This window comes from Micromonospora sp. NPDC047753 (assembly GCF_040642735.1).
In the GTDB taxonomy this organism is placed as follows: Bacteria; Actinomycetota; Actinomycetes; order Mycobacteriales; family Micromonosporaceae; genus Micromonospora.
Map to the genome: position 1 here is coordinate 1 of NZ_JBEYSL010000032.1, position 24,993 is coordinate 24,993.

The window sequence follows — 24,993 nt, forward strand, 5'->3', positions numbered from 1 at the left end:
GATCCGGGCCCGGGGGTGATGACCGGGGACCGAGACCGCCGGCGCCGGGGAGGCCGCCGCGTGCCCGGCCAGCGGCCAGGTCAGCAGGGCAGCGCCGCCGAGCACGGCCAGGATGATCGCGTCCGCGCGGCCGGCGGGCCGGGCCAGCAGCGGGCGGAGCAGGAAGATGGACGCTGCCAGCAGGCCGAGTCGGACCAGGTGGGCGGCGCCGAAGGTGCTGCCGAAGACAGTGCCGAACCCCTCGCCGGTGACGTCGAAGAGACCACCACCGGCCGTGTACGGCACCTGCAACCACAGGTCGGCGAGGGTGGCGAAGGCCACCAGACCGAGGCCGGTCCAGGCCAGCCGGGTCGGTCCCCGGCGGGAGAGCCGGCGCGGCCACAGGGCGGCGAGCACCAGCGCCGGCCCGACCAGCAGCACCAGACCCGCGTAGCCGAGGAAGCGGGCGACCTTCACCGCCGTCTCCACCACCGGGTTGGCGCGGCTGTCAGTGCCGGAGTCGACGGGTGGGGTCGAGGGCGCGCCGACCGAGTAGGTGAACGCGCCGGAAACCGGGTGGCTGTCGGCGGAGATCACCCGAAAACTGACCAGGTAGGTGCCGCGCGAGCCGGCCGGGTCCACCGGGATGGTCACGACAGCGTCACCGAACGACGGTTCGCCCCGGTCGGCCCGGGAACCGTCCGGTGCGATGATCCGGATCTTGCCGGGCACCTTGCGGACCGACTCACTGAACGTGAGGACCACCTCGGACGGCCCGCTCGGCACGATGGAGGAGGCGGCCGGGCTGCTGCTCTCCAGCACCGCGTGGGCGCTGGCGGAGGTGGCTGGCGCGATCAACAGGGCGACGACGGTGACGAGCAGGCCGGCGGCTGCCGCCAGCCTGGCGGCCCAGCGGCGGGGGGCGACAGTCATGCCGGACATGGTCGCCGATAGGTGTGCCTTTCGGCGACCCGAGGGGGGTGGGGGCGTCGGTGGTCGCACGTCATGAACTGGTAGTCGGCCCGGAACGGAGAAAAGTTCCCGACGTGGCGCAGACCATCCAAGGGTCGAACGACCCTGACGCGCCGCCGGCTGCCGCGTAACCTGGTGTGTCGTGATCCCTGTCCCGCGTGACTCCGGTGCCGTCAGTCCGGCCGAGCCGGCCGACGAGGTCGCCCGGGACCCGGCAACCGAGTGGGCGCTGACCGCCCGCGACGGCGACCCGAGCGCCCAGGCGGCGTTCGTCCGGCTGACCCAGGCCGAGGTCTGGCGGTTCGCCGCCGCCCTGGTCGACCCGGACAGCGCCGACGACCTGACCCAGGAAACCTACCTGCGGGCGTTCCGGGCACTTCCCGCCTTCGAGGGTCGCTCCAGCGCCCGCACCTGGTTGCTCGGCATCGCCCGCCGGGCCTGCGCCGACCACCTGCGCACTGTCATCAGGCGTCGGCGGCTCGACGAGCGCCTGGCGGCGAACGCGTACACCGACCGACCGCACCCCGACCCGGCCGGCCAGTTCGGCGCCGCGGACCTCGTCCGTCGCCTCGGCCCCGAGCGGCGCTCCGCGTTCGTGCTCACCCAACTGCTCGGCCTGTCGTACGCCGAGGCCGCCGCCGTCGAAGGGGTGCCGGTGGGCACCATCCGGTCCCGGGTCGCCCGGGCCCGGGACGACCTGGTCGAGGCGGTCGGCGACGCCCTGGCCGGCTGAACGCGGAACTTCCGGCGCGGACGGGACGACAAATGAGCGTGACAGCACCTTCCACCCGGCCGGGCCGATGGCCACTGGTCCGGCCGTGGCTCGGCATCGCGGCCCGACTCGGCCTCGCCGCCGTCTGGCTGGTCGCCGGCGCGTCGAAGGTCAGCGACCTCGCCGCCTCCGGGCGGGCGGTCAACGCGTATCAGGTGATGCCGTACGACGTGGCGACAGTGATCGGCGCGGCGCTGCCCTTCGTCGAGCTGGCGTTGGGCGTGCTGCTGCTGCTCGGTCTGGCCACCCGGCTCGTCGCCGGGGTGTCCGCCGCGCTGCTGGTGGTCTTCATCGCGGGAATCGCCTCGGCCTGGGCGCGAGGGCTGGCCATCGACTGCGGCTGCTTCGGCAGCGGCGGGCAACTGGCGGCGGGGCAGGCACCCAGTTACCTCCCGGAGATCCTCCGGGACCTGGGATTCTTGGTCTTGGCCGGATTTCTGCTGATCTGGCCGCGTACGCCGGTATCGGTGGACGGGTGGTTGTCCGGCGAACCCGTTGTGGAGGACGAGGATGAGTAGTCGCAAGGGGCAGCGGGACGCCGCCCGGGTGGTCCGCGAGCAGTTGGCCCGCGAGCGGCGCCGCCGCCGCACGATCTGGGTCTCCGCCGCCGCGGTCGTCGTCCTGGTCATCGCCGCCGGCATCGGCTGGGCCGTCTGGTCCAGCCAGCGCTCCGACGACTTCACCACCCCACCCGGCGCCAACGCGGAGGGCACCGGCATCGTCACCGGCGGCGGGCCGGTCACCGTCGACGTCTACGAAGACTTCCTCTGCCCGGCCTGCAAGCAGTTCGAGCAGACCAGCGGGTCCACCCTCGAACAGTTGGTGGCCGACAACAAGGCGAAAGTGGTCTACCACCCGGTCGCGTACCTCAACCGCTTCTCCACCACCCAGTACTCCACCCGCTCCTCGGCCGCCTCCGGCTGCGCGGCGGCGGGCGGCAAGTACCACGAGTACGCCAAGGCGCTCTTCGCCCAGCAGCCGCCGGAGGGCAGCGCCGGGCTCACCGACGACACGCTCATCGACATCGGCACCAGCGTGGGCCTCGACCGGGGTTCCTTCGGCAGTTGCGTGAAGGACGGGACGTACAAGGGTTGGACCGAACACGTCACCGACGACGCCAGCCGGAGCAACGTCACCGGCACGCCGACCGTCAAGGTCAACGGTCAACCCGTCGAGAACCCCACCCCGGACGCTCTCACCGCAGCCGTGGCGGCGGCCGGCAAGTGATCCGTACCCTGCTGGGCCGCGCCGGCCTGGTCGCCGCCGCAGCCGGCCTGGCCACGGTGATCAGCGCGGCGCCCGCCGCCGCCCACGGCGCGGACGCACCGGACGGCACCGACTACCGCACCCGGACCACCGGCGTCGCACCGGCACAGCCAGGGCTTGAGGTACGCGTCATCGAGGCCGGCGCCCGACTGGAACTGACCAACCGCACCGGCCGCACCATCGAGGTCATCGGCTACTCCGGCGAGCCGTACCTGCGCGTCGGCCCGGACGGAGTCTTCGAGAACAGCCACTCCCCCGCCACGTACCTGAACCGCACCATCGACGGGGACACCGAACTCCCGGCCGAGGCCGACCCGGCCGCCGCACCCTCCTGGCAACGGGTCGACGACGGCACCACAGCGCGCTGGCACGACCAACGCGCGCTCTGGCGGCAGTCGGCACCACCGGCCGCGGTACGCGCCGCACCGGACCGCGAGCACCGGGTCCGGGACTGGACCATCCCGCTGCGCGACGGCACCGACCCGATGGTGATCGGCGGCACGCTGGACTGGGTGCCGCCGCCGGACGCGTACACCTGGTGGGCCGTGACCATCGTGGGGCTGCTCGCGGTGGGCGCGCTCGGCCTGTTCGCCGCCACCGCCCCGGCCGGCGCCCGCGCGCTGTCCGCGCTCGGCGTGCTGCTGATCGTCGGCGGCGCGCTGGCCGTCGGGTACCCGGTGGGACGGGAGTTGGACGCGGGGGCCCAGGGCGTTGGCGGAGTGCTCGTCGGGCTGCTCTCCGGGCAGATCTGGCCCCTGATCACCGGCCTCGGCGCGATCGTCGCCGGCTGGTACGCGCTGAGCCGCCGCCCGGCCGCCGACTTCGTGGTCGCGCTGGCCGGGGCCTGCCTGGCGCTCTTCGCCGGAGCGTCGAACGCCGCCGTGTTCGCCCGCGCCATCGCCCCGGTGCCCTGGTCGCCCGCGGCCGCCCGGGTGATGGTGGCGCTCTTCCTGATCACCGGGGCCGGCGCGACAGCCGCCGGCATCCTGCGCCTGCACGCCACCTCCCGCACCACCGCGACAGCAGTCCCAACTCCAGCCCCCTGACCCCCGCAACCCGCCCCGCGCCCGCGCCCCGCGCCCGCGCCCTCGCCCCGCCGATCTTGCACTTTGGGTTGGCCATATGCGGCTTTCACCCCAAAGGCGGGGACAGAAACTGCAAGATCGGCGGGGCAGGGGGCGGGGCGTGAGGCGCGCGGGGCGGGGCGGAGTTTGGCCGCTGAGAGGGGAGCTACGGGTGGGGGGTGAAGCCGTAGGGCAGTTCCAGACGGTGTCTGGCCAGCAGGGGTGCGTTGTTGAGCAGGGTGGTGGTGGGGGCGTCAGCGACGATCCGGCCGTCGTCGAGGATCACCGAACGCTCGCACAGCTCCGCCGCGTACGGCAGGTCGTGCGTGACCATCAGCAGGGTCACCGGCAGGCCGCGCAGGATCTCGGCGAGCTCCCGACGGGCCGCCGGGTCCAGGTTCGACGACGGCTCGTCGAGCACCAGGATCTCCGGGTGCATGGCGAGCACGGTGGCCACCGCCACCCGGCGACGCTGCCCGAACGACAGGTGCTGCGGGGCCCGGCCCCGGTGCTCACTCATCCCCACCGCGGCGAGCGCCTCGTCCACCCGGGCGGCCAACTCTGCCCCGCGCAGACCCAGGTTCGCCGGCCCGAACGCCACGTCCTCCGCCACCGTGGGCAGGAACAACTGGTCGTCCGGGTCCTGGAAGACGATGCCGACCCGGCGGCGGACCTCGGCCAGGGTGCCCCGGTCCGGGGTGACGGTCAGCCCGCCGACGCTCACGCTGCCCTCGGTCGGGGTGAGAATGCCGTTGAGGTGCAGCACCAGCGTGGTCTTGCCGGCGCCGTTGGGCCCGAGCAGCGCCACCCGGTCGCCCCGTGGCACGTTCAGGTCGACCCCCTGAAGGGCGACGTGCCCGTCCGGGTACGCGTAACGAACACCCCGAACGTCCAGCGAGACAGCGGTCTGCACGACACCGATCATGACAGCACGACGGCGGTCGCGGCGATGGAGGCCGCCAACACCGGTACGGTCGCCGCGACCAGCCACTGACCGGCGCTCGCCGCACCCTCGCCCTGCCACACGGCGGGCATCCGCCCGGTGTAACCCCGGGACAGCATCGCCAGATAGACCCGCTCGCCGCGCTCGAAGGCGCGCAGGAACAACGCCCCGATCCCGGCCGCGAAGCCCCGCAGCTGCCACAGGAAACGTGGGTCGTCTCCACGGGATATCCGGGCCACCCGCATCCGCCGCGCCTCGCCGACCAGCACGTCGAGGTAGCGCAGCATGAACGAGGCGATCTGGGTGAGCACCTGCGGGCAGTGCAGCCGGTCCAGCCCCACGATCAGGTCGCGGGTGGTGGTGGTCGCGGCGAGCAGCAGCGAGGCGAGCACCCCCAGGGTGCCCTTGGCCAGGATGTTCCACGCGCCGTGCAGCCCGTCCTCGGACAGCCGCAGGCCCAGCACCTCGACCCGGTCGCCGCTGCCGAGGAACGGCAGGGCGACCGCGAACAACACGAAGGGCAGCTCGATCAACGCGCGGCTGAGCAACCACCATGGGCCCACCCGGGCCAGCGTCGCCACCACCGCCACCAGCACGGCGTACGCGCCGAAGGCCCAGTACGCCTCCCGTGGGGTGGCCACCACGGCGAGGGTGAAGACCACCATCGCCACGATCTTGACCTCGGGCGGGAGCCGGTGCACCGGCGAGTCCGACTCGCGGTACAGCACGTGCCCGTGACCAGCTCCCATCCGCGTACCCCTGTTCAGCTTGTCGTGGCGGCGCGCGACGTCGCCGCGTCATCCTCGGCGGGCGTGGCGTCCCCGGTGGGCGTGGCCGCGTCAGCGTCGGTCGGCGTACCGCCCCGGCGGCGCAGCAGCCAGAACCCGCCGGCCCCGACCGCGAAGGTGACCAGCACCCCGAGCACCCCGGACAGGCCGGTGGAGACGAAGCTGTTCCGCACGCCCCGTACGCCGTAGTCGGCGAGCGGGCTGTCGGCCAACTCGTGGTCCTTCGCCTGCTGGGCCGGGCAGCTGCCGCCGACGATGTTGTCGTCGGCGTCGACGGTGCAGCCCTTGAGCAGCGAGGAGTCCAACCCGTCCGGGTGGGACGAGGCGTAGTTGCTGACCACGCCGGCGAGCAGCAGGGCGACCAGCAGGCCGCCGGCCAGGAAGGCCCAGGAACGGTTCTTCATCGGACACCTCCGGAGACCGGGACAGCGGGGGTGGTGGGGGTGCGCAGGGAGCGCAGCGCGTACACCAGGTCGGGTCGCACCTTCGCGACGGTGAGCACGGTGGTCGCGGTGATCAGGCCCTCGCCGATGCCGATCAGCAGGTGGGTTCCGGCCATCGTGCCGGCCAGGCCGGCCAGGTTGCCGCCCAGGTCGGTGGTGCCGCCCAGCCAGTACTGCACGACGAAGCCCTGGGACGCGACCACCACGCTGAGCATCGCCGCGACGAACGCGGTCACCGCCAGACCAGCCCGCGTCCGGGGCAGCACCCGCAGCAGCAGCGCGATCAGCGCGTACGCCGCGGCGGTGCCGAGCAGCGCCATGTTGGTGATGTTGAGGCCGAGCATCGCCACGCCGCCGTCGCCGAAGACCAGCGCCTGCACGACCAGCACCACGGAGACGCAGAGCGCGCCGACCCACGGACCGACAAGCATCGCGGCGAGCGCCCCACCGAGCAGGTGGCCACTGACACCGGCCGTGAAGATCGGGAAGTTGAGCATCTGGACGGCGAAGATGAACGCCGCCACCAGGCCGGCCATCGGGGCCAGCCGGTCGTCCAGGTCGCGCCGGCCGCGCAGAACGCAGAAGGTGAGCGCGGCAAGAGCGAGCGCAGCGAAGATCGCCGCCACGGGACCGTCGATGATCCCGTTCGAGATGTGCATCGCCAGTGTCTCCACGCGACCTCCTACGCGTCAGCGGGCCCGACTGGGCCGGCGTGGGACAGCCTATTTCCCAGGACTAGTTGTTGCCAGAGCCTGGCAACAGGGCATGGCCTTGATCACCTCTACCTGGTCAGGCGCATGAACGGCGGGTTTCCACCAGCCCACCCCCTGATGATCACCCCCGTATCCCAGCCGACAGACGACAGGCGCGCGCTCGTGGCGACGGCCCGCGTCGTCGGTGATGGCTCTGGCCGGCACGGCGGTAGGGTCGGGGCCATGACCTCGCCCGACCGACTCTCCCCCGGTGACCCCGCGCCCGAGTTCACCCTCGCCACCGACAGCGGCGACCAGCTCTCCCTCGCCGACCTGCGAGGTCGCAAGGTGGTCCTGTACGCCTACCCGGCCGCGATGACTCCCGGCTGCACCAAGCAGGCCTGCGACTTCCGCGACTCACTCGCCTCACTCCAGGCCGCCGGCTACGAGGTCGTTGGCATCTCTCCGGACAAGCCGGAGAAACTGGCGAAGTTCCGCGAGCGCGACGCCATCACCTTCCCGCTGGTGTCCGACCCGGACAAGTCGGTGCTCACCGCCTACGGCGCGTACGGCGAGAAGCAGCTCTACGGCAAGACCGTCACCGGCGTGATCCGCTCGACGTTCGTGATCGACGCCGACGGCAAGGTCGAGCGGGCGCTCTACAACGTCAAGGCCACCGGGCACGTCGCCAAGCTCCGCCGCGACCTCGGCCTGGACTGACCTGTCGCACCGGGGCGCTACGGTCCGTCAGTGGTCCGATACAAGTACACGCCGGAAGCACTGGCCGCCGCTGCCGCCGTCGCCCGCAACATCACCGAGGTGATGCGGTTGCTCGGCGTTCGCGTCAGCGGTGGCTCACACGCGCACATCAGCCGACAGCTCAAGCGGTTCGGCATCGACACGTCGCACTTCACCGGCCAGGCACACAATCGAGGCGTGCGTTGGCGGCGAATGTCCCCCACGGAGTTGCTGGTAGTGCTGCCGGCCGGTTCCCGCCGAATCCCGGGGATCCGCCTCAAACGCGCCCTGGCGACAATCGGCCTGCCCGAGACCTGCGAGGTGTGCGGCACCGGGTCAACGTGGCAAGGCGCCAGGCTGACGCTGCACGTGGACCACATCAATGGCGATTTTCTCGACAACCGGCCGCGCAACTTACGTCTGCTCTGCCCTAATTGCCACAGTCAGACCTCTACATACGCTGGTCAGCGACGGCCTGCACTGGCGGAGCCCGAGGTGGTCTACGATCCTGATGCGGTTACTCCGACCGGCTTCCCGATAGGCAGGCGACTGCCGCGTCAGCCGGAGTGGCCGTGGACGCTGGTGGAGTACAGCTTCAAGGGGCCGTAGCCCAACGGCAGGAGGCATGCGGTTTAGGTCCGCACCAGTGCGGGTTCGAATCCCGTCGGCCCCACATCGCCATGGAGTGGCGACGGATCCTGGCTCGGACGGAGCCAGGATCGGTTGTCGGGCACGTCACTGCCGCGGGTCGTGGCCCTGGTCGTTGAGCCAGGATGGCGAGCGTGAGTCTGCGCTTCGTCCTTGATCCTGACCTGACCCCGCAGCTACGCGCCGAGATCGTCGACCTCTGGGTGGACGTCAGCAACGCGGGCGGGGCGGTTGGCTTCGTACCACCGGTCACCGCCGCCGACGTGCACGTCACCGCCGATCCGACCTTCGCTGGCATCGCCGACGGACCGGACCGACTGTTGGTCGGCTACTCCGGGGACCGGCTGGCGGCAATGCTGATCTTCAGTGACAACCGTTTTCCGCTCACGGCGCACTGGTGCACTGTGAAGCGGGTGATGGTTCACCCGGACACCCAGGGCACCGGCTACGGCTCGGCGCTGATGGTGGAGGCCGAGCGGCTGGGCAGGGCGTTGGGCCACGAGGCACTGCACGTCACGGTGCGCGACGGGCTGGGGTTGGACAAGTTCTACGGTCGCCTCGGGTACCGGGAGGTCGGCCGGCTTCCGGCTGCGTTGCGGGTGGCCCCCGATGACGACCGGGACGAGATCCTGATGTGGCTCGATCTGACGGTGGCCGGCTGAGCGGTCAGCCCTCGCACCACCGGGCGTTGGCCCGGGCCGAACTGGTGGTCGGCGCGTCGGTGGCCGGAGCGCTCGTCCTCGCCACCTCGACTGAGCGACGGGTCGGCGTCGGCGTGACGGCGGGTCGGCTGCTCGGCGGACGGGTCGACGCGGACGGACGGCGGGTGGCGGCACCGGCACCGGCACCGGCACCGGGTGCGTACATCCGGATCGTGCTGTTCTGCACCTGGCCCGGTGCCATTCTGATGCCGCCGGCTGCGACCCGGTTGCCGTAGACGTCGGTGACCCGGACGGTGAACGGGCCCGGCCCGGCGCCGGAGGCGATCAGCCAGTAGTTGTAGTCCTGCCGGGCGGCCGACTGCCAGGGGTCGCTGTCGCGCTGCCGGACCTCGACGGACCGCAGCGGGTTGCCGTGGTTGCCGACGCGGACGGCGAACCACCACTGCGACGCGCCCTCCTTGATCCGGAAGCTGAGTGGTCCGGGAAGAGGCGGGTTGACCACCGCGCGGTAGGTCACCGGAACGAGGCCCTGGACGGGGTCGGCGATCCGGGCGAACGCCTCGCGGGACAGGTCGAGGTGGCCGGGCTCGCACTCCGGGCACTGGTCCATGATGAGCACCCGGACGGTGCCCTTGGGGCCGATGACGTCGAGGAATCCGCCGCAGGCGGCACCGGCGGAGTATTCCGTCGGACCGAGCGCGACGTAGAGCCGGTTGGCGGGGGCAGCCGGGTTCGAGCAGTTGCCGCCGGCGCCCTGGGAGTCGTAGAAGGTGGCCTTGCCGGTGTGCGTGGCGTTGCCGGTGGGCGGCGCGGCGGCCAGCGTCCGGCCGGCGGCGCAGGCCGGGGTGGAGCCGGATCGCAGGGTGAGGGTGAGCCCGAGCGTCGCCGCGAGGACTGTGACGCCGGTGGCTACCAGCCAGGGTTTCGCGCCGGACGACGGCGCGGGCCGGTCCTCTGGAGGATGGTCCAGGTCGATGTTGATGTCGACAGCGCTTCCGTCCGTCACGACGGCGATGCTGCCGGACCCGGTCGGCTACGGACAAGCGGGCTAAGCCAAAGCTAAGACAGCATCGACGGACGGTGACCGTGAGGTGCCGGTTGCTGGTCGGCTCCCGGTCAGGGCGCGAGGACCACCGGGGCGTCCACCGCCAGCGGTCCGCTGTCGAGCGGCACCAGGTTCAGTCCGAAGAGGAGTTTCTGCTTGACGTTGCGGTGCCGCCCGAGGGTGCGCAGCGGCTCCCTGGTGCGTACCCCGGTCTCCTGGTCGGTGGTGGTCACCACGCAGCGGTCGCACGGCCCGGCGGCCTGGAACGTCCGGTCGCCGATGCGCAGCCGCCGACCCACCCAGTCGTCCTCGGCCCAGGCCGGGGCACCGCTGACGACCAGGTTGGGTCGGAAGCGGGTCATCGGCACCGGTTCCTCCCCCGCCTCGGCCAGCCAGTCGTTGAGGGCGTCGAGGGAGGTGGCGTTGGCCAGCAGCACCGGGTAGGCGTCGGCGAAGCTGACCTGGTCACCGGTGTCGTGTTCGCGGGTCCCGGCGGCCAGGTGGCGGGTCGGCTGGGCCAGCCAGACCAGTCGGACCGGTCGGTCGAGCAGGGCTCCGAGCCAGTCGTCGGCCGCGTGGCCGGCCGGCAGCGCGGGGACCGGGAAGGTGCGGCTGCGGAAGGTACGGACCGCTACCGGTTCGCCGCCGGCCGGCTCGGGCACGTCGAGGTCGGGGTGCCCGTCGGCGCGCAGTGACAGACCCCCGGGGTGCACGGAGGCGCGCAGGCCGACGAGCCGGGTCGTGTCCCGCTGGGTGACGCCGACCCCGTCGGCGTCCACGACCATCCAACGCCGGTCGCCGGCCAGACCCCACCGGTGCACGAACGCGCCGTCGTGGTCGAGTCGGTGACAACCCTTGACGGGGTACGTGTGAATCGAGGTCAGCCGCACCCGGCTACCATGCCACGCCGATCCCGTCGCCCGGGTACCAGTGGTTGGCCGGGGTCTCCCGGTAGGCGAGGAACCGCCGGCCGGTGCGTTCGGCGTGCTCAGCGAGCACGTTGGTGGTGGTGACGTTGTCGGTGAGCAGGATCGCGCCGGGTGCGAGCTTGGGTTCCACGGCCTCGAACTCACGCTTCTCGTGGGTACGGCTGTGGTCGCTGTCGTGCAGGAACAGGTCGACCGGGCGGTCCAGCGCGCCGATCGAGGCGATCGAGTCGCCGATCACCAGGTCGACGACCTCCGACCACGGCGCGACCCGGGCGAGGTAGCCGGCCTCGGGGTTGATGTCCAGGGAGGTGACGCGGCCCGGGTGCCCCTCCTGCGCGTTGTGCAGCAGGGCGGACGCCAGGACGACGCTGCCGAGTCCCTTGTCGACGCCGGTCTCGACGACGTGGGTGGGGCGGGTGGCACGGACGATGGCGTACCAGCCGATCCGCCGGGCGTAGCGGATCTCCTTGTCGGCGAGGCCGCGCCGGTCGGAGGCGGCGATCGCCGCCAGGAGGTGTTGGCGCAGGCCGTCGTCCGACTCGATCTCGCCGAGGTACGCCCGTACCTGTTTGACCGGGATGTCGCAGACCACGCTGACGAACCAGGCGAGGTGGTTGCGGCTCAACGAGGTGAGGTCGTACGTGTAGTTGTGGTGCTCGCGGGAGGTCAGCAGCCAGCGCGCCGAGCGGCGCAGCATCTTCGCGTCGTGCCGCGCGACAGTGCGAAGCCTCTTGGGAAAGGCGGCGATCGGGGCGAGTGGAGTACGCGCGACGGCCCGTCGGAGCTTGATTCGATCCACGGCTGCCGTTGTAGCAGGGTTCGGGCGGCAGCGGGAGCGTCCTCGCGAAACCCGATGTTCACGTTGCTTTCACCCAACCGCAGGGGCAGCAGAATAGGGCCTGAAAAACCTTCCCGGGCCGGCGTTACCGGCAGTCCGTCCGAACGCAGGGCCGGGTTCGCCGCCCCGGTCGGCAGGCATGCGATAGCCGAAAGGACGAGGGTGCACGACAGGCGCACGCAATCAGTAGCATCGCCCACATGTCTGGTGCTCAGCGGTACACCGATGCCGACACCCAGTTCGTCGATCCACACGCAGTCGATCCGCACGAGGATGTCCCGGCCGGGGGCAAGCGGCGACGTCGTGGCCCTCGCTGGCGTCGCGTCCTCGTCATCTGCCTGGTAGTCGCAGCGATCCTGGGCGGCGGCAGCATGATCGGTGGCGCCCTCTATCTCCGCTCGGTCGAGAAGGACATCGACCGGGTGGATGCCTTCGCCGACGTTCCCGAGGAGGGGCGTCCGCAGGCGGTGGCCGGCGGCGCGATGAACATCCTGATCCTGGGCAGCGATTCCCGCGACCCGGAGAGCACTGGCGGCTCGCGCACGGACACCATCATCGTCGCGCACATCCCGAAGGACCGGGCCAGCGCGCAACTCGTCTCGATCCCTCGGGACACCTGGGTGAACGTGCCGAAGGCCAAGAACGGGGGGCACGGCGGCCGCGATGCGAAGATCAACGCAGCGTACGCCTGGGGTGGCGTTCCGCTGATGGTGCAAACAGTCGAATCGTTCACGACGGTGCGAATCGACCACGTGATGATTGTCGACTTCGCTGGCTTCAAGGAAATCATCGACGCCCTGGACGGCGTCGACATCAATGCGGAGAAGTCGTTCACGTCGATCCACCCGCCGTTCCGCAAGTTCGAGCAGGGAATGCAGCGGATGGACGGCGAGACGGCCCTGGACTACTCCCGCCAGCGCAAACAGTTCGCTGACGGCGACTTCGCCCGCATCCGTCACCAGCAGCAGGTCATCAAGGCCATCCTCGACAAGGCCGTGTCCGGTGGCATCGTCACCAATCCCGGGCGGCTCAACTCCTTCGTCAAGGCGACCTCGAGCGCCGTAGCGGTGGACGAGAAGATGTCGCTCGTCAGCATGGCGACAGACCTGCGGAGCCTCCGTGGTCGTAACCTCACCTTCGTCACCAGCCCGACGAAGGGCACCGGTCGAGTGGGCAGCGAGAGCGTCGTCTTCGCGAACACCGAGAAGGCAAAGACCTTCTATGATGCCGTGCGCCGGGACTCCGTCGACGAGATTCTCGCCAGCGCCAAGTAACCCCTGGGCCGGTGGCCGTTGCCGTCCGCCGCCTTGTCTCGAATTACGGACCGGCCAGGTCAGCCGGCCCTCACGGGGAGGTCCACAATGTCCAATCAGCCCGCTATGTGGCATCGACCGGTGCCGGCCGAGGACCGGGCCGGAAACACCACCGACGCCCAGGGCGACGGTGAGGGGGACGACGAGGGGAGCCGCGGCGGGAGTCGCCCTCCCGCCTACCAGTTCCCCGGTTACCAGCCGGCCGGCTACCAACCTCCCGGCTACCAGCCTGCCGGCCACCAGACTTCCGGCCACCAGACCCCGGCCTTCCCGGCGCCCGCCGACCGGCGCTCGACCTCGCCGGTCCCGGCACCCGCACCCGCACCCGCACCTGAAGAGCACGAGCCTCGCGCCGGCCTGGACACGACCGCCGTCCTGCCGTACGCCGGCTCGCGCGCCTCGACCCGGACCCGGTGGCTGCGGGCCTGGATGATGACCGCGCCGGTCGACGTCCTGGCACTACTGACGCCGCTGCTCGTCACTCAGCAGTACTGGCGCGGCACCCTGGCCATGACGGTCCTGACCGTGATCGTCTTTGCCAGCGGCGGCCTCTACCGGGCACGACGGCACGTGAGCTTCCTCGACGAGGTGCCGAGCCTCTGCGGGCGTCTGCTGGCCGCGGCGTCTGCGGTCGCCATCGTCGCGGCGATGCGTCACGAATCCGCCGAGTACGTCTTCGGCTTCACCCGCGGTGTCGCCGCGTCGGCAGGGCTCGTCATCCTCGGGCGGGCCTTCACCAGAGAATTCGCCATCGTCGCCCGCAAGCGCCGGTGGGTCGAGCACAACACCATCATCGTCGGCAGTGGCCCCACCGCCGTGGAACTCGCCCGGCTCCTGCGCCGCTACCCCCAGTACGGCCTGCGCTTCGTGGGTTGTGTCGACACCCCGGACGGCCCGTCGGCGCTGCCGCTGATCGGATCCCTCGACGACCTCGACAGCCTCGTACGTCTGCGCGAGTGCGACGTGGTGATCGTCGCGGACGCGAACTGCTCCGAGACCTCACTCATGGAGATCCTGGCCCGGCCACGGACGGCGGAGTGCGACCTGTGGGCGGCCACCCCCCTCTGGGGGTCCCGTTCGCACGGCGACCACATCGGCGACCCCGGGCGTGGGCCTGCGCGGCATGCGGGAGCGGGTCAGCGCCCTGGGCGGCACACTACGGACCGCCGCGCACGACGACCACGGCTTCACCGTACGGGCCACCTTCCCGCTGGACGGCCCACGATGACCGCCGGCCTCCCCCAGGAGCCGGGATGATCCGGGTGCTGATCGCCGACGACCAGGCGCTGATGCGGGCCGGCTTCCGGGCACTGCTCGACGCCGAGGACCACCTGGAGGTCGTCGGCGAGGCGACCGACGGCACCTCGGCCGTCCACCTGTCCCGGAGTCTGCGCCCGGACGTCGTCCTGATGGACGTGCAGATGCCGGGCCTCGACGGCATCGAGGCCACCCGGCGCATCGCCGCCGATCCCGACCTGGCGGCGATCCGCGTTCTCATCCTCACCAACTACGGGCTCGACTCCTATGTGTTCGCCGCGCTCCGCGCGGGCGCCAGCGGCTTCCTCCTCAAGGACGCCGACCCCGCCGACCTGCTGCACGCCGTCACGGTCGTGGCGCGCGGTGACGCGCTGCTCGCGCCGACCGTCACCCGCACACTGATCAGTGAGTTCGTGGCCGGACCACCGCCGGCCGTGCCGACCGCCGGACGCGACGTGCTGACCGCCCGGGAGCAGGAGATCGTCGAACTGGTCGCCCGTGGGCTGCCCAACGACGAGATCGCCGCGCGCATGGTGATCAGTCCACTGACCGCCAAGACACACGTCAACCGGGCGATGACGAAGCTGCACTGCCGCGACCGGGCCCAGTTGGTCGTGTGGGCGTACGAGTCAGGGCTGATCACGCCCCGTCGGCGGTGATCGCCGTCTCCGAGAGCCGAGTCGATCAACCCCCCTTGGGAACATGAGGGAGGGTCGACGCACTAGCATTGCCGCCGTCCGCGACGGCTCTGCTGAATCGAGGCGACATGCGTTGGCTCCGTCGATTGCTGGGCGGTAGGCGAGTCCAGCTCGACCCGGGACGCCAGCAGGCGCTGCTGCACGACGTCCAGTCCCGGTACGGCCCCCACGCGCGGGTCCGGTTCAACGAGCAGGTCGACGCGCTCACCGGTTCGCTCGACAGCGACGACGGCCTGGTGGTGGCGACCCGGATCGTGAGTCAGGTCGCCGACGAGGCCCACGTGGACCTTCAGGCCCAGGCGCAGGAGATCCACCGGCGGACGGGCCGACGGCTGCTGGTGCACCGCCGTAACTACCGGCCGCTGTGGAAGGAGGCCGGCCCGGCCCTGCGCTGGCCGCTGTTCGCGTTGCCGTGTGGCTTCCACCCGTACGCGCAGGTGGCCGCCGCGGTCACCGTGGTCGGCAAGCGGGCGCCCCGGCTCGACCGGGTGACCGACCCGAACCCGGTGGTGACCCGCGTGTTCGAGGTGCTCGACCTGACCACCTCCGGCTGGGAGTACGGCCGGGTGCGGGTGGACACCGACGCCGCCACCCTGGCCGATCGGCTGATCGTCAGCGCCGGGCAGGTCCTCGCGGCCATGGACGACCCGCCGCGACTGCCACCCGCGGTCCGGGAGCTGATGCGTCGCAACAACACCGTCGCCGTGCACGATCCGGCCGGCCCTCGGGCGGTCGGCGGGATCAACCTGGGCGCGCGGATGCGGGAGGAGTTCCTGGTCTGAGCGCCGTCGGCGCTACTGATCGGGGCGCCGACGGGCGAGATGGACGATGAGGTCGGCGCGGAGCTCGACGGTCTCGGGCAGGACCTGTTCGATCTGGGCGAAGGCCTGCTCCTGCGTGGAGATCGACAGCTCGAGGTACGCCGAGATCGTCGACAGATGCCCGACGTAGTCGCGCGCACTCATCGTCAGTCGACGCTCGATCACGGTCTGCTGCACATCGGTGAACCACTCGGACCGTTGGAGCTCGGTGCCCGGCCACTGCATGGCCTGCTCCGGGGGCGTGCCGTCGGGCGAGGGGATCTCGTCGCTCTCCAGGAAGGGCGCCCGGGCGGCGCGGACAGCGTCCGCCACCGCCGGGTCGACCAGCTGGGTGGGTCCACCGAACGAGGCGAACACGCCGCCGGGTTCCAGCAGCGCGGCCATCCGCGACCACCGCCCCTGCGGTGTCGTCCAGTGCAGGGCCGCCGCCGCGTAGACCAGGTGGTACGTCGCGCCCGGCCGCAGGTCCTCGAACGCGGCGCGGACGGTGTGGACGCCTGCTGGCACGTGCTTGCGCAGCTCGGCGAGCATGGCCCGGTCCGGTTCGGTCGCGGTGACCGTGACGCCCGCTGCGGCGAACAGCCGGGTCGCCTTGCCCGTGCCGGCGCCGATCTCGAGGGCCGTTCGAACGGGCCGGCCCACGTACGTCAGCACCAGGTCGACAAGCTCGGCGGGGTACCCCGGCCGGTACCGTTCGTATTGTCTGGCCACCATTCCGAAGCTCAGTGCGCGAGCAGGCATGGGGGCAATCCTGTCACCACTCGCGTCGGTGACGCCCGATCTTCCGCGCCAACGGGTCGGCTGCGGGCCGGCGTGACGACAACTGCGCGCAACCGCTTGCCGGTCCGCCGAACACCGCTCGACCATGGGCGGATGGGGCCGGAGCGGCGGGTGATCGTCGGAGTCGACGTGGGCACCAGGGCCGTGCGGGCTGTCGCGTTCGCACTGGACGGCACCGCCCGACACGTCGCGACGCGGGAGTACCCACTGCTTGAGCCGATACCCGGCTGGCAGGTACAGGACCCGGACGTGCTGATGGCGGCCACAGTGGCGGCGATGTCCGCGTGTGTGGCCGGCACCTGCGGGGCGGAGGTGGTCGCCGTCGCGCTCAGCTCCGCCAGGTACGGCCTGATCGGGCTGGACGCGGCCATGACGCCGGTGACGCCGCTGCTGACCCGGCACGACAGGCGGTCGTCGGAGGCGGCCCGCGAGTTGCGGCTGTCCGGCCAGAGCCGGGAACTGCACCGGTTGACGGGCACACCCGTGCACCCGATGAACCCGCTCTGCAAGCTGCTGTGGTTCGCCCGCCACGAGCCGCGGCTCTGCACCGCGACGCGGTGGTGGATCGGCCTCAAGGACTACGTGGTCCATCGGCTCACGGGGATGTTGGTGACCGAGTTGTCCTCCGCATCGGGCACCGGGATGTTCGACGTGCACCGTCGGCTGTGGAGTTCGGCAGTACTCGATCTTGCCGGGGTGTCCGAGAGTCAGCTGCCCCCGGTGCTGCCCACGACGGCGGTGTTGCGGTTGTCGGCGATCGCCGGGCGCGCGGTCGGCCTGCCCTCCGGCACGCCGGTGGTCGTAGGCGCGGGTGACGGTCCGTTGCGGAGTCTGGGCGCGGCGGCGACCGACCCCACCGTCGGTGGCCTGACGCTCGGGGCCACCGGGGCCCTGCGAACGGTCGTCGAGGCTCCCCTCACCGACCCGGCGGAGACTTTCTCCTGCGGTGCGTTGACCGACGACGCGTGGGTTGTCGGCGGCGCGCTCAGCAACGGCGGCAACGTCGTACGGTGGGCGGGAGGTGTCCTCGGTGACGACGGGGCCGCGCCCGCGCTCCTGGATCTCGCCGAGCGGATCGCACCGGGCAGCGATGGTCTCGTGATGCTGCCCTACCTGCGGGCCGATGAGGCCCCGCCGCAGGGCTGCGCCCCGCCGGGCGCGTTCCTGGGCCTGCGCAGCGAGCACTCGCGCGGCCACCTGGTGCGGGCCGCCGTGGAGGGTGTCTGCCTGCAACTCGCTGGTGTCCGTGACCGGCTGGCCGCGCTGACGCCGATCCGCAGCGTCCGCCTGACCGGCGGTGCCTTCGGGTCTCCGCTGTGGCGCGAGGTGATGGCGGCGGTGCTGGACTGCCCGGTCCGGGTCGCGGGTGTGGCCGAGCACGTCACCCTCGGCGCGGCGGCCCTCGGGCTCTTCGCGACCGGTCAGACCTGCGATCTTCGGGAGGCGGTCACCCAGCTCGATCCCGGTGTCGCCCGCGGCGAGCCCGTCGCGGTGGACCCGGCTCTCGCCGCGGCCTATCGCGGTCTGCGGACGAGGCTGCCGGCGCTCCTCACCGTCGCGGGCCGCCTGGGCGAGATCCTCGACGAGGCGGCCGGCGCCGGCCTCAGTGCTCCGGCTCGTCCTTGACCCGGGCCACCAGCTGGGTCGGGTTGACGTAGCGCAGCGCGACGACGAGGAGGACCAGCATCATCGAGGTGTAGATGACCGCCATGGCGTCGACCGACTGCTGAGCCCTGATCCCGGACGCGGACATGGAGTAGTAGAGCGCCACCACCAGGGTCTGCGAGTCCGGCCCCGCGGTCAGGAAGGTGAGCTCGAACATGCCCACGGTGCGGACCAGCACGAGGATCGCGGAGGCGAGGATGCCCGGCACGAGCAGCGGCGTGAGGACCCGGAGAAACACCGTCCGCAGGCCGGCGCCGCACATGCGCGCGGCGCTCTCGATCCTCGGGTCGATCTGCTCGATGAACGGGGTCATGGTCAGGATGACGAAGGGCACCGACGGCACGAGGTTGGCGAGCACCACCCCGGACATGTGCCCGGCCAGGCCGAACTTGTAGAGGACTGTCGCCAGCGGGATGCCGTACGTGATCGGGGGCATCAGGATGGGCAGCAGGAACACCAGGAAGATCAGCCGTTTGCCCGGGAACGAGCGCCGCGCGAGGGCGTAGGCGGCCGGCACGCCGATCACCAGCGAGAGGCCAACGACGAGTACGGAGACCTCCAGCGTCACGACGATGACCTGGAACAGCGCGAACTCGTCCCAGGCTCGGGCGTACCAGCTGGTGGTGTAGCCGTCCGGGAGCCAGGTGTCGAACCAGCGCCGGCCGAACGAGCTGACCAGCACGGACGCCACGACGCCCAGCAGGTTGAGGAAGAAGAAGATGACGACGCCCCACACGATCCAGGCGGCCGGGCGCGCGGTGATGCGCCGCCGTCGGTCGGTGCTGGTGGCGGGGGGCCGCGCTGGTGGGGCCTGGGTGCTCGTTGCCATCAGCCCTTGCCTCCGGTGGAGCCGGTGTAGAAGCGGCTACGGGCGGCCAGCACCACAGCGATGATGACCAGTTCGACGAAGCCCATGATCATGGCGATCGCCGACGCGTACGGGTAGTCGTACTGCTCGTAGGCCGCCTGGTAGGCGGCGAGGGAGATGACCCGGGTCTCTCCGGCCGGGTTGCCGACCAGAACGGCCGACGGGAACACGCTGAACGCCAGGACGAACGTCAGGCAGAAGGTCGTGGCCAGGCCGGGCATCAGCAGCGGCAGGGTGATCCGGGTGAACCGTCGACGCCAGTCCGCGCCCAGCGTCGCGGCCGCCCGTTCCAGGGTCGGGTCGATGCCGGACAGGTACGACAGCACCAGCAGGAACGCGAACGGAAAGCCGGTGATCACCAGCGAGAAGAACACGCCCCAGTAGTTGTGGGTCAGCCGCACCGGCTCGTCGACCAGGTTGCCGGCCAACAGGATCCGGTTGAACCAGCCGGTCGGGCCGAGGAAGTTCAGCAACCCCTGTGCGGTGAGGACCGTGCCGAGCGTGATCGGCACGACCAGCAGCGTGGTGACCAGCCGCTTGCCCCGGAACCGGCCACGCATCCGGTAGGCGATCGGCACCGCGGCGAGGACGTTCAGGAGCGCGGCGGGCAACGCGATCCGCAGCGTGATCCAGATCGTGCCCCGTTCGTAGGAGTCGGAGAAGAACCGGGCGTAGTCGCTGAACGGCCCGCCTCTGGTCGGCTGGAACGAGAGCGTCAGCCCGTAGAAGAACGGGTAGAGGAACAGGGCGATGACGAAGACCAGGGCCGGTACCAGCAACCAGAGCTGGCGATCGACGCCCCGCTCGGCGAGGCGGTGCTGCCAGTGCGCCAGCGGTCTCCCGGGCCCGGCGCCGCTCACCGCGTCGCCTCCGGGGCGTTTGCGAGGCGGTCGGGCTGCGCCGACGTGTCGGCGGGATAGACGAGCAGCCGCTGCGTGTCGACGGCGAGCTTGACCTGGTCGCCCGGCGCGATCCGCTGCTCGGTCCGCAGGTGCAGCAGCAGCCCGGTGTCAGTGCGGGCCTCTGCCGCCAACTCGCGGCCCTGGTATTCCACCACCTCGACAGTCGCCGACATGGCGTTGCGGGTCTCGCCGGGCCCGTCGACGCGGATGTCCTCGGGGCGTACCGCGACCACGACGTCCGCGCCGGGCTGGAGGCCCCCCACCACCTCGCCGAGCAGGCGATGGCCGGACGACTCGACGGTGGCCCGGCCGCCGTCGGACTGCTCCACCCGCCCCCGCCACAGGTTGCGATAGCCCATGAAGTCGGCGACGTGCCAGTTCGCCGGTCGGGTGTGCAGCTCACGCGGCGAGCCGATCTGCTGCACCCGCCCCTCCCGCAGCACCACCAGCCGGTCGGCCAGGGACAGCGCCTCCTCCTGGTCGTGGGTCACGTAGACGGTGGTGAGCCCCAACGACTGGTGCAGGCGGCGGATCTCGGTCCGCATCTCCAGGCGCAGTTTGGCGTCGAGGTTGCTCAGCGGCTCGTCCATCAACACCAGGGACGGCTCGAACACGACGGCGCGGGCGATCGCGACGCGTTGCTGCTGGCCACCCGAGAGCTGACCGGGGAGCTTGTCGACGTGGTCCTCCAACCGCACCAGCCGCACCGCCTCCGCCGTACGCCGGCGCGTCTCCTCCTTGGGCAGCCGCCGCATCCGCAGCCCGAAGGCGATGTTCGCCCGGACCGTCAGGTGCGGAAAGAGGGCGTAGCTCTGGAACACCATGCCGAAGCCGCGCCGCTCCGGCGGGAGCGTGTCGATGCGGCGCTCGTCCTGCCAGATGCTCCCCTGCGTCAACGGGAGCAGCCCGGCCAGGCAGTTCAACGCCGTCGACTTGCCGCAGCCGGACGGGCCGAGCAGGGCGATGAACTCCCCCGCCTCGATCGTCAGGTCCAGGTCGGTGAGCGCGGCCTGACCACCGAAGCGGCGGGACACCCCGTCCAGCCGCAGCTGGGTGAAGGCGCTCATCCCTGCTTGACCTTGCCGCCGCCGATCTCGCGGTCCCAGCGGCTGAACGCCGCCACCAGGCTCTTCGCGTCGAGCGGGACCTCGGTCGGGTTTCCGGCAATCAGCACGTCGTACTCGGGGCGGCCGAACTCCCGGATCGCGTCCTGGCTCTTCTGCGGCGCCGACGAGAGCTGGACCTCCTTGATCGCCGGGCCCGGGTAGAAGTAACCCTCGTCGTACGCCTTCGCCTGCTGCTCAGGGGTGAGCATGAACGCCAGCAGGGCCAGCACCGCGGCCTGGGTGTCGGTCGACACGCCCTTGGGCAGGACGGCGTAGTGCGCGTCGGTGACCCAGTGGAAGCCGTCGATCGGGGTGATCCTGGCCTCCTTGGGCACCGTGCCGAGCACCCGCGGGTTGATGTCCCAACCGGTTGTGCTGACGATGAGATGCGCGGTGCCGTTGGCGAGGTTCTTCATCGTCTCGGTGGTGCCGGACGGGTAGTAGTCGACGTACTGGCCCAACTCCTTGAGGAAGGCCCACGTCTTGTCCCAGCCCGCGGTGGGGTCCTTGGGGTTCGTGTCCCCCAGGATGTAGGGCAGACCCATCAGGAACGTCCGCCCCGGTCCGGAGTTGGCCGGCCGGGCGTACTGGAATTTCCGGGGGTTGGCTCTGGCCCAGGCGAGTAGCGCGTCCGCGCTGGTGGGTGGCGTCGCCAGGCGGGACGGCAGATATTCGAGCAGCGGACCTGACGGGTAGTAGGTGACGGTGACGCCCGCGTTGCCAGCGAGCTTCTGCATCGCGGCGGCCGGTGCCAGATAGTTGCTCATGGCGCCGAGGCGGTCCTGGAAGGTTGGCAACACGTCGATCCAGAGCCCCTGCTCGATCCCGGCGGCCAGACCGTCGACGCCGGTCAGCACGAGGCCGATGTCCACCCGGTCCGCCCCCTGCTGGGCCTTGATCTTCCCGGCCAGTTCGGGCGCCGGCGCCTTCGAATAGGTCACCCGGGAGATCACGTCGGGGTTCTTCGAGACGAACTCGTCGATCATTGCCTGGGTCAGCTGGAGGTTGCCCGCCACGTCGAGGACGTTGAGCGTGACGGCCTTACCGGGCCGCTGCGGCACCTCACCGGTGCTGTCGCCCTTGTTGTCGCCGGGGGCCTCGGGTGCCCCACACCCGACCGTGCCCACCAGAAGCGACGATGCCGTGACCAGGAGAGCGCCGCGTCGTGAGATACCCATGAGCCGTTCCCTCCGCCAGGTGTCATCAGTGCTGATTGAGGCAGCCGGCGCGCCGCGGCGGCAACGGGTTGCCATGTATTGCCTCGCGCGAATGTGTTCCGGGCGCTGGATTGTTGCGGGGGCATTGCCGAGTATTCACGGCCGTCATACCATGATCACGGCGCGTAGCCGGGAGGAGCATGCAGATGCCCGACCACACCAGGCCGCCGGAAAAGCGAGTCACGATCTACGACGTCGCCCTTGAGGCGGACGTCTCACCGTCCACGGTGTCCCGCGCTTTCTCCCGGCCGAGTCGCGTCAACTCCGAGACCGCCGAACGGATCCGGCAGGTCGCCGAGCGGTTGGGCTACCGGACCAACCCGCTTCCCCGCGCCCTCGCCACGTCCCGCACGCGCATGATCGCGCTCGTCATCGCCGACATCACCAACCCGGTGTACGCCGGGATCGTGCGCGGGGCGCAGGAGGCGGCGATGCACAACGAGTACACCATGGTGCTCATCGACGCCCAGGAGTCCGACCGGGTGGAGCGCGCGGCGATCGAACGCACGATGTCGACAGTCGACGGGATCGTGCTCGCCAGCAGCCGGATGTCGGACTCGGCAATCCGGATGTTCGCCAAGCAGCGGCCAGTGGTGGTCCTCAACCGCTCCGTCGCCGACGTGCCCTGCGTCGTGACGGACAACCCCCGTGGGGTCCGGCGGGCCGCCGAGCACCTCGGGGAACTGGGGCACGACCACATCACCTACGTCGCGGGGCCGCAGGCGTCCTGGCCGAACGGCATCCGCTGGCGGTCGTTGCTCGAAGCCGGCATGGAACTCGAAATCAAGGTGCGCCAGATCGGCCCGTTCAGCCCGACCATCGAGGGTGGCGAACGGGCTGCCGAGGAGCTGCGCGCTCGTCCCGCGACCGCCGTCCTCGCCTTCAACGACCAGATGGCGATCGGGCTCATCCGGGGCCTCACCCGGATGGGCGTCGACGTTCCGGGCGACGTCAGCATCGTGGGTTTCGACAACACTCTCGCCGCCGACATCGTCACCCCCGGCCTCACCACGGTCGCGGCACCGTTCTACGCGGAGGGTTCCGCGGCGACCCGGCACCTGCTCACGATGATCGAGGGCGCCCCCGGGCACACCGGACGGCCGATGGTCCTGCCGGTACGCCTCGTTGTCCGCCAGTCGACGGCCGCCCGCGACCGGAAAGCGGGTCGCCCCCGACCGTGGATACGCCAGCGGCCGGCGCTCGCCGCGAGCCTGCCACCTCCCTCGGAGCAGTGAACACGTCCCGAGAGCGGCCCGTTCGAGGGGGAAGGCAGCTATCGAGGGCCGAGGCCTGTCTTTCCGTCAATCAGCTCGCGCACGACGTCGAGGTGACCCGCATGGCGTGCGGTCTCCGCTCAGTCGAGCCAGCAGATCAGCGCGGCGCCATCCCTGGCGGCCGCACCGAAGAAGCGTTGGACGTCGGGCAGGTAATGGGCCACCCACGCAAGTTGGCCGGGTCGGTCCCAGGTTCCGGGGTAGATGTCGGCCCGGACCAGCTCCTGTGGGTCGACGCCCCGGATGAGGTCGTCCTGGGTGAGCTCGGCCAGGCGCGCGGCCGCCGTCGCGACGTCGACCGGTGTCAGATAGGAGGGCGGCCCGTAGCCCCAGTCGTCTTCGAGGTTCTCCAGGAAGTCGAACATCTCCTCGCTGTCGGGCTCGACGTCGGGCAGCTCCACGAACCGCTCCGCGCCCGAGACCAGCGGAATCTCGAAGCCCAGCCGATCGAGGAGGAACTCGAACCCGTCCCAGGCCTTGTCGATGCCCTCCCAGCGTTCAGAGTCGTCGTTCCGTTGCGTCATCGCGAGGTCGTAGGCCCAGCCGAGGTCTGTCCTCGCCCGCTCCAGTTCGTCGGGCGAAACGCGCAGCCAGTTGCCGTTCATACTCACCGCGGCAGCCTAAGTACCGGCTACGACAATTCCGGACAGCACCGAGATTCCGCAGCCATGTTCCACCATGTCGAGGGCCGCTCTCGCGGAACGTGTCGGGGAGATTGGGGCCGCACGGGCCGCGGCAAGAAACGACAACTCGTTGCCGAGGCACGGCCCCACCGAGCAACATCGACGCGCACCCATCTGTCGACGTCGTCGTGCTCCCGCGCCGGGCGCACGGCGACGAGTGGACGAACGAGGAGACGGCGATGATCCGAGGCTCGACGCCCAGGCTACGACGGACCCTCATCGTGCTGGGCACGGCACTGGCCACCGTCGCGGCCACCCTCACGGTCGCCACCACCACGCCCGTCGCCGCGGCCCCGTCGCCGGACGACTACAACGGCTCCGACCTGTGGCTGCGATACGTACCGGTCGACGATGCGAAGCTGCGCGGTGACTACCTCCGCGCGGCCACGGCGATCGTGGTCGAGAACGCCGACGCCACGAAGGTCCACCGGCACACCACCGACCTCGCCATGGGCCCCGATTCGAGCGAGAAGCTCGCCGAGACCACGCTGGGCGCCGCCCGGGACGAACTGGTCCGCGGTCTGGGCGGGCTGCTCGGTCAGCCGACGCCCGTCGCGACGGTCGCCGGTGGCACGGTCCCGGACGGCGCGGTCGTGGTGGGCACGCCCACGAGTTCGCCGCTGGTGGGCC

26 protein-coding genes, 1 tRNA gene and 4 pseudogenes are annotated in these 24,993 nt (G+C 71.0%); 16 read left to right on the top strand and 15 right to left on the bottom strand.

The features are described from left to right. A partial coding sequence (locus tag ABZ749_RS04955) for a copper resistance CopC family protein (protein WP_357222790.1) occupies nucleotides 1-921 on the bottom strand: 921 nt, incomplete at its 3' end. Between the two features lie 172 nt (nucleotides 922-1,093). Between ABZ749_RS04955 and ABZ749_RS04960 the strand changes: the two genes are divergently transcribed. Genes ABZ749_RS04960 through ABZ749_RS04975 form a run of 4 tightly spaced genes read left to right on the top strand, consistent with a single transcriptional unit; the run spans nucleotide 1,094 to nucleotide 4,035 of the window. Next, nucleotides 1,094-1,684: a sigma-70 family RNA polymerase sigma factor gene (locus tag ABZ749_RS04960; protein ID WP_357222793.1), complete on the top strand. Its 591-nt coding sequence runs from the start codon at nucleotides 1,094-1,096 to the stop codon at nucleotides 1,682-1,684. A gap of 32 nt (nucleotides 1,685-1,716) precedes the next feature. Then, nucleotides 1,717-2,241 (top strand): MauE/DoxX family redox-associated membrane protein, encoded by a 525-nt coding sequence (locus ABZ749_RS04965; RefSeq protein ID WP_357222796.1) that lies wholly within the window; start codon nucleotides 1,717-1,719, stop codon nucleotides 2,239-2,241. Beyond that, nucleotides 2,234-2,950, top strand: a complete 717-nt coding sequence (locus ABZ749_RS04970) for a thioredoxin domain-containing protein (protein ID WP_355005413.1) — start codon at nucleotides 2,234-2,236, stop codon at nucleotides 2,948-2,950. Before ABZ749_RS04965 ends, ABZ749_RS04970 begins: the two co-directional genes overlap by 8 nt. Further along, nucleotides 2,947-4,035, top strand: a complete 1,089-nt coding sequence (locus tag ABZ749_RS04975) for a hypothetical protein (RefSeq protein ID WP_357222798.1) — start codon at nucleotides 2,947-2,949, stop codon at nucleotides 4,033-4,035. Before ABZ749_RS04970 ends, ABZ749_RS04975 begins: the two co-directional genes overlap by 4 nt. A gap of 184 nt (nucleotides 4,036-4,219) precedes the next feature. Here ABZ749_RS04975 and ABZ749_RS04980 read toward each other — a convergent pair whose 3' ends face one another. Genes ABZ749_RS04980 through ABZ749_RS04995 form a run of 4 tightly spaced genes read right to left on the bottom strand, consistent with a single transcriptional unit; the run spans nucleotide 4,220 to nucleotide 6,901 of the window. Then, the gene (locus ABZ749_RS04980; RefSeq protein ID WP_357222801.1) at nucleotides 4,220-4,978 is read right to left on the bottom strand and encodes an ABC transporter ATP-binding protein; all 759 of its coding nucleotides are present in this window, start codon (nucleotides 4,976-4,978) and stop codon (nucleotides 4,220-4,222) included. Beyond that, nucleotides 4,975-5,745: a cobalt ECF transporter T component CbiQ gene (gene cbiQ / locus ABZ749_RS04985; RefSeq protein ID WP_357222804.1), complete on the bottom strand. Its 771-nt coding sequence runs from the start codon at nucleotides 5,743-5,745 to the stop codon at nucleotides 4,975-4,977. Before cbiQ ends, ABZ749_RS04980 begins: the two co-directional genes overlap by 4 nt. 14 nt (nucleotides 5,746-5,759) lie before the next feature. Then, nucleotides 5,760-6,188: a PDGLE domain-containing protein gene (locus ABZ749_RS04990; protein ID WP_357222807.1), complete on the bottom strand. Its 429-nt coding sequence runs from the start codon at nucleotides 6,186-6,188 to the stop codon at nucleotides 5,760-5,762. Further along, nucleotides 6,185-6,901, bottom strand: a complete 717-nt coding sequence (locus tag ABZ749_RS04995; protein WP_355005418.1) for an energy-coupling factor ABC transporter permease — start codon at nucleotides 6,899-6,901, stop codon at nucleotides 6,185-6,187. Before ABZ749_RS04995 ends, ABZ749_RS04990 begins: the two co-directional genes overlap by 4 nt. A 261-nt stretch (nucleotides 6,902-7,162) precedes the next feature. Here ABZ749_RS04995 and bcp point away from each other — a divergent pair, with 261 nt between their 5' ends. The 4 genes from bcp (at nucleotide 7,163) to ABZ749_RS05015 (ending at nucleotide 8,967) form a co-directional block, all read left to right on the top strand. Beyond that, nucleotides 7,163-7,639: a thioredoxin-dependent thiol peroxidase gene (gene bcp, locus ABZ749_RS05000; RefSeq protein ID WP_357222811.1), complete on the top strand. Its 477-nt coding sequence runs from the start codon at nucleotides 7,163-7,165 to the stop codon at nucleotides 7,637-7,639. Between the two features lie 30 nt (nucleotides 7,640-7,669). Continuing rightward, nucleotides 7,670-8,266 carry an HNH endonuclease gene (locus tag ABZ749_RS05005; protein WP_357222814.1) on the top strand — a complete coding sequence of 199 codons (597 nt, stop codon included), beginning with the start codon at nucleotides 7,670-7,672 and terminating at the stop codon, nucleotides 8,264-8,266. Then, nucleotides 8,257-8,330: transfer RNA gene (locus ABZ749_RS05010), tRNA-Leu, on the top strand. The genes ABZ749_RS05005 and ABZ749_RS05010 overlap by 10 nt, the downstream gene beginning before the upstream one ends. Nucleotides 8,331-8,439: 109 nt before the next feature. Continuing rightward, nucleotides 8,440-8,967, top strand: a complete 528-nt coding sequence (locus ABZ749_RS05015; protein WP_357222817.1) for a GNAT family N-acetyltransferase — start codon at nucleotides 8,440-8,442, stop codon at nucleotides 8,965-8,967. 4 nt (nucleotides 8,968-8,971) lie between these two features. On the opposite strand, the gene ABZ749_RS05020 is transcribed toward ABZ749_RS05015, so the two are convergent. The 3 genes from ABZ749_RS05020 to ABZ749_RS05030 form a co-directional block, all read right to left on the bottom strand. After that, nucleotides 8,972-9,973 (bottom strand): expansin EXLX1 family cellulose-binding protein, encoded by a 1,002-nt coding sequence (locus tag ABZ749_RS05020; RefSeq protein WP_357222820.1) that lies wholly within the window; start codon nucleotides 9,971-9,973, stop codon nucleotides 8,972-8,974. A gap of 110 nt (nucleotides 9,974-10,083) precedes the next feature. Next, complete coding sequence (locus ABZ749_RS05025) at nucleotides 10,084-10,902, bottom strand: MOSC N-terminal beta barrel domain-containing protein (protein WP_357222824.1); 819 nt, start codon at nucleotides 10,900-10,902, stop codon at nucleotides 10,084-10,086. Nucleotides 10,903-10,906: 4 nt separating this feature from the next. Beyond that, nucleotides 10,907-11,740: a class I SAM-dependent methyltransferase gene (locus ABZ749_RS05030; RefSeq protein WP_357222827.1), complete on the bottom strand. Its 834-nt coding sequence runs from the start codon at nucleotides 11,738-11,740 to the stop codon at nucleotides 10,907-10,909. A gap of 239 nt (nucleotides 11,741-11,979) precedes the next feature. Here ABZ749_RS05030 and ABZ749_RS05035 point away from each other — a divergent pair, with 239 nt between their 5' ends. From ABZ749_RS05035 to ABZ749_RS05055, 5 genes and pseudogenes are all read left to right on the top strand, one after another. Further along, nucleotides 11,980-13,053 (top strand): LCP family protein, encoded by a 1,074-nt coding sequence (locus ABZ749_RS05035; protein ID WP_357200623.1) that lies wholly within the window; start codon nucleotides 11,980-11,982, stop codon nucleotides 13,051-13,053. A gap of 549 nt (nucleotides 13,054-13,602) precedes the next feature. Then, nucleotides 13,603-14,100 (top strand): annotated as a pseudogene (locus tag ABZ749_RS05040) (sugar transferase); the annotation flags it as partial. 94 nt (nucleotides 14,101-14,194) lie between these two features. Beyond that, nucleotides 14,195-14,320, top strand: a pseudogene (locus ABZ749_RS05045) (sensor histidine kinase); the annotation flags it as partial. A gap of 25 nt (nucleotides 14,321-14,345) precedes the next feature. Then, nucleotides 14,346-15,008, top strand: a complete 663-nt coding sequence (locus ABZ749_RS05050; protein ID WP_357222830.1) for a response regulator transcription factor — start codon at nucleotides 14,346-14,348, stop codon at nucleotides 15,006-15,008. 107 nt (nucleotides 15,009-15,115) lie between these two features. After that, nucleotides 15,116-15,829 (top strand): hypothetical protein, encoded by a 714-nt coding sequence (locus ABZ749_RS05055; protein ID WP_355008580.1) that lies wholly within the window; start codon nucleotides 15,116-15,118, stop codon nucleotides 15,827-15,829. A gap of 12 nt (nucleotides 15,830-15,841) precedes the next feature. Here ABZ749_RS05055 and ABZ749_RS05060 read toward each other — a convergent pair whose 3' ends face one another. Continuing rightward, the gene (locus tag ABZ749_RS05060; RefSeq protein WP_357222834.1) at nucleotides 15,842-16,609 is read right to left on the bottom strand and encodes a class I SAM-dependent methyltransferase; all 768 of its coding nucleotides are present in this window, start codon (nucleotides 16,607-16,609) and stop codon (nucleotides 15,842-15,844) included. A 132-nt stretch (nucleotides 16,610-16,741) separates the two neighbouring features. On the opposite strand from ABZ749_RS05060, the gene ABZ749_RS05065 reads away from it, so the two are divergent. Then, nucleotides 16,742-18,274, top strand: a complete 1,533-nt coding sequence (locus ABZ749_RS05065) for a gluconokinase (protein ID WP_357222837.1) — start codon at nucleotides 16,742-16,744, stop codon at nucleotides 18,272-18,274. Here the strand turns inward: ABZ749_RS05065 and ABZ749_RS05070 are convergent. The 4 genes from ABZ749_RS05070 to ABZ749_RS05085 are packed head-to-tail and all read right to left on the bottom strand — an operon-like array spanning nucleotide 18,252 to nucleotide 22,367. Then, on the bottom strand, nucleotides 18,252-19,142 hold the full coding sequence (locus ABZ749_RS05070; RefSeq protein ID WP_357222840.1) for an ABC transporter permease: 891 nt from the start codon (nucleotides 19,140-19,142) through the stop codon (nucleotides 18,252-18,254). The two genes, ABZ749_RS05065 and ABZ749_RS05070, sit on opposite strands and share 23 nt — an antisense overlap. After that, nucleotides 19,142-20,041 (bottom strand): ABC transporter permease, encoded by a 900-nt coding sequence (locus tag ABZ749_RS05075; protein WP_357222844.1) that lies wholly within the window; start codon nucleotides 20,039-20,041, stop codon nucleotides 19,142-19,144. The genes ABZ749_RS05070 and ABZ749_RS05075 overlap by 1 nt, the downstream gene beginning before the upstream one ends. Then, nucleotides 20,038-21,150, bottom strand: a complete 1,113-nt coding sequence (locus ABZ749_RS05080) for an ABC transporter ATP-binding protein (protein WP_357222847.1) — start codon at nucleotides 21,148-21,150, stop codon at nucleotides 20,038-20,040. The genes ABZ749_RS05075 and ABZ749_RS05080 overlap by 4 nt, the downstream gene beginning before the upstream one ends. Beyond that, nucleotides 21,147-22,367 carry an extracellular solute-binding protein gene (locus tag ABZ749_RS05085; protein ID WP_357222850.1) on the bottom strand — a complete coding sequence of 407 codons (1,221 nt, stop codon included), beginning with the start codon at nucleotides 22,365-22,367 and terminating at the stop codon, nucleotides 21,147-21,149. Before ABZ749_RS05085 ends, ABZ749_RS05080 begins: the two co-directional genes overlap by 4 nt. A gap of 185 nt (nucleotides 22,368-22,552) precedes the next feature. Between ABZ749_RS05085 and ABZ749_RS05090 the strand changes: the two genes are divergently transcribed. Beyond that, nucleotides 22,553-23,641 (top strand): LacI family DNA-binding transcriptional regulator, encoded by a 1,089-nt coding sequence (locus ABZ749_RS05090; RefSeq protein WP_357222853.1) that lies wholly within the window; start codon nucleotides 22,553-22,555, stop codon nucleotides 23,639-23,641. A gap of 38 nt (nucleotides 23,642-23,679) precedes the next feature. On the opposite strand, the pseudogene ABZ749_RS05095 reads toward ABZ749_RS05090, so the two are convergent. Continuing rightward, nucleotides 23,680-23,760, bottom strand: a pseudogene (locus tag ABZ749_RS05095) (DUF664 domain-containing protein); the annotation flags it as partial. After that, nucleotides 23,761-24,285, bottom strand: a complete 525-nt coding sequence (locus tag ABZ749_RS05100) for a YfbM family protein (RefSeq protein WP_357222856.1) — start codon at nucleotides 24,283-24,285, stop codon at nucleotides 23,761-23,763. It abuts the pseudogene before it with no gap. A 257-nt stretch (nucleotides 24,286-24,542) separates the two neighbouring features. On the opposite strand from ABZ749_RS05100, the pseudogene ABZ749_RS05105 reads away from it, so the two are divergent. After that, nucleotides 24,543-24,993, top strand: a pseudogene (locus ABZ749_RS05105) (alpha-glucuronidase); the annotation flags it as partial.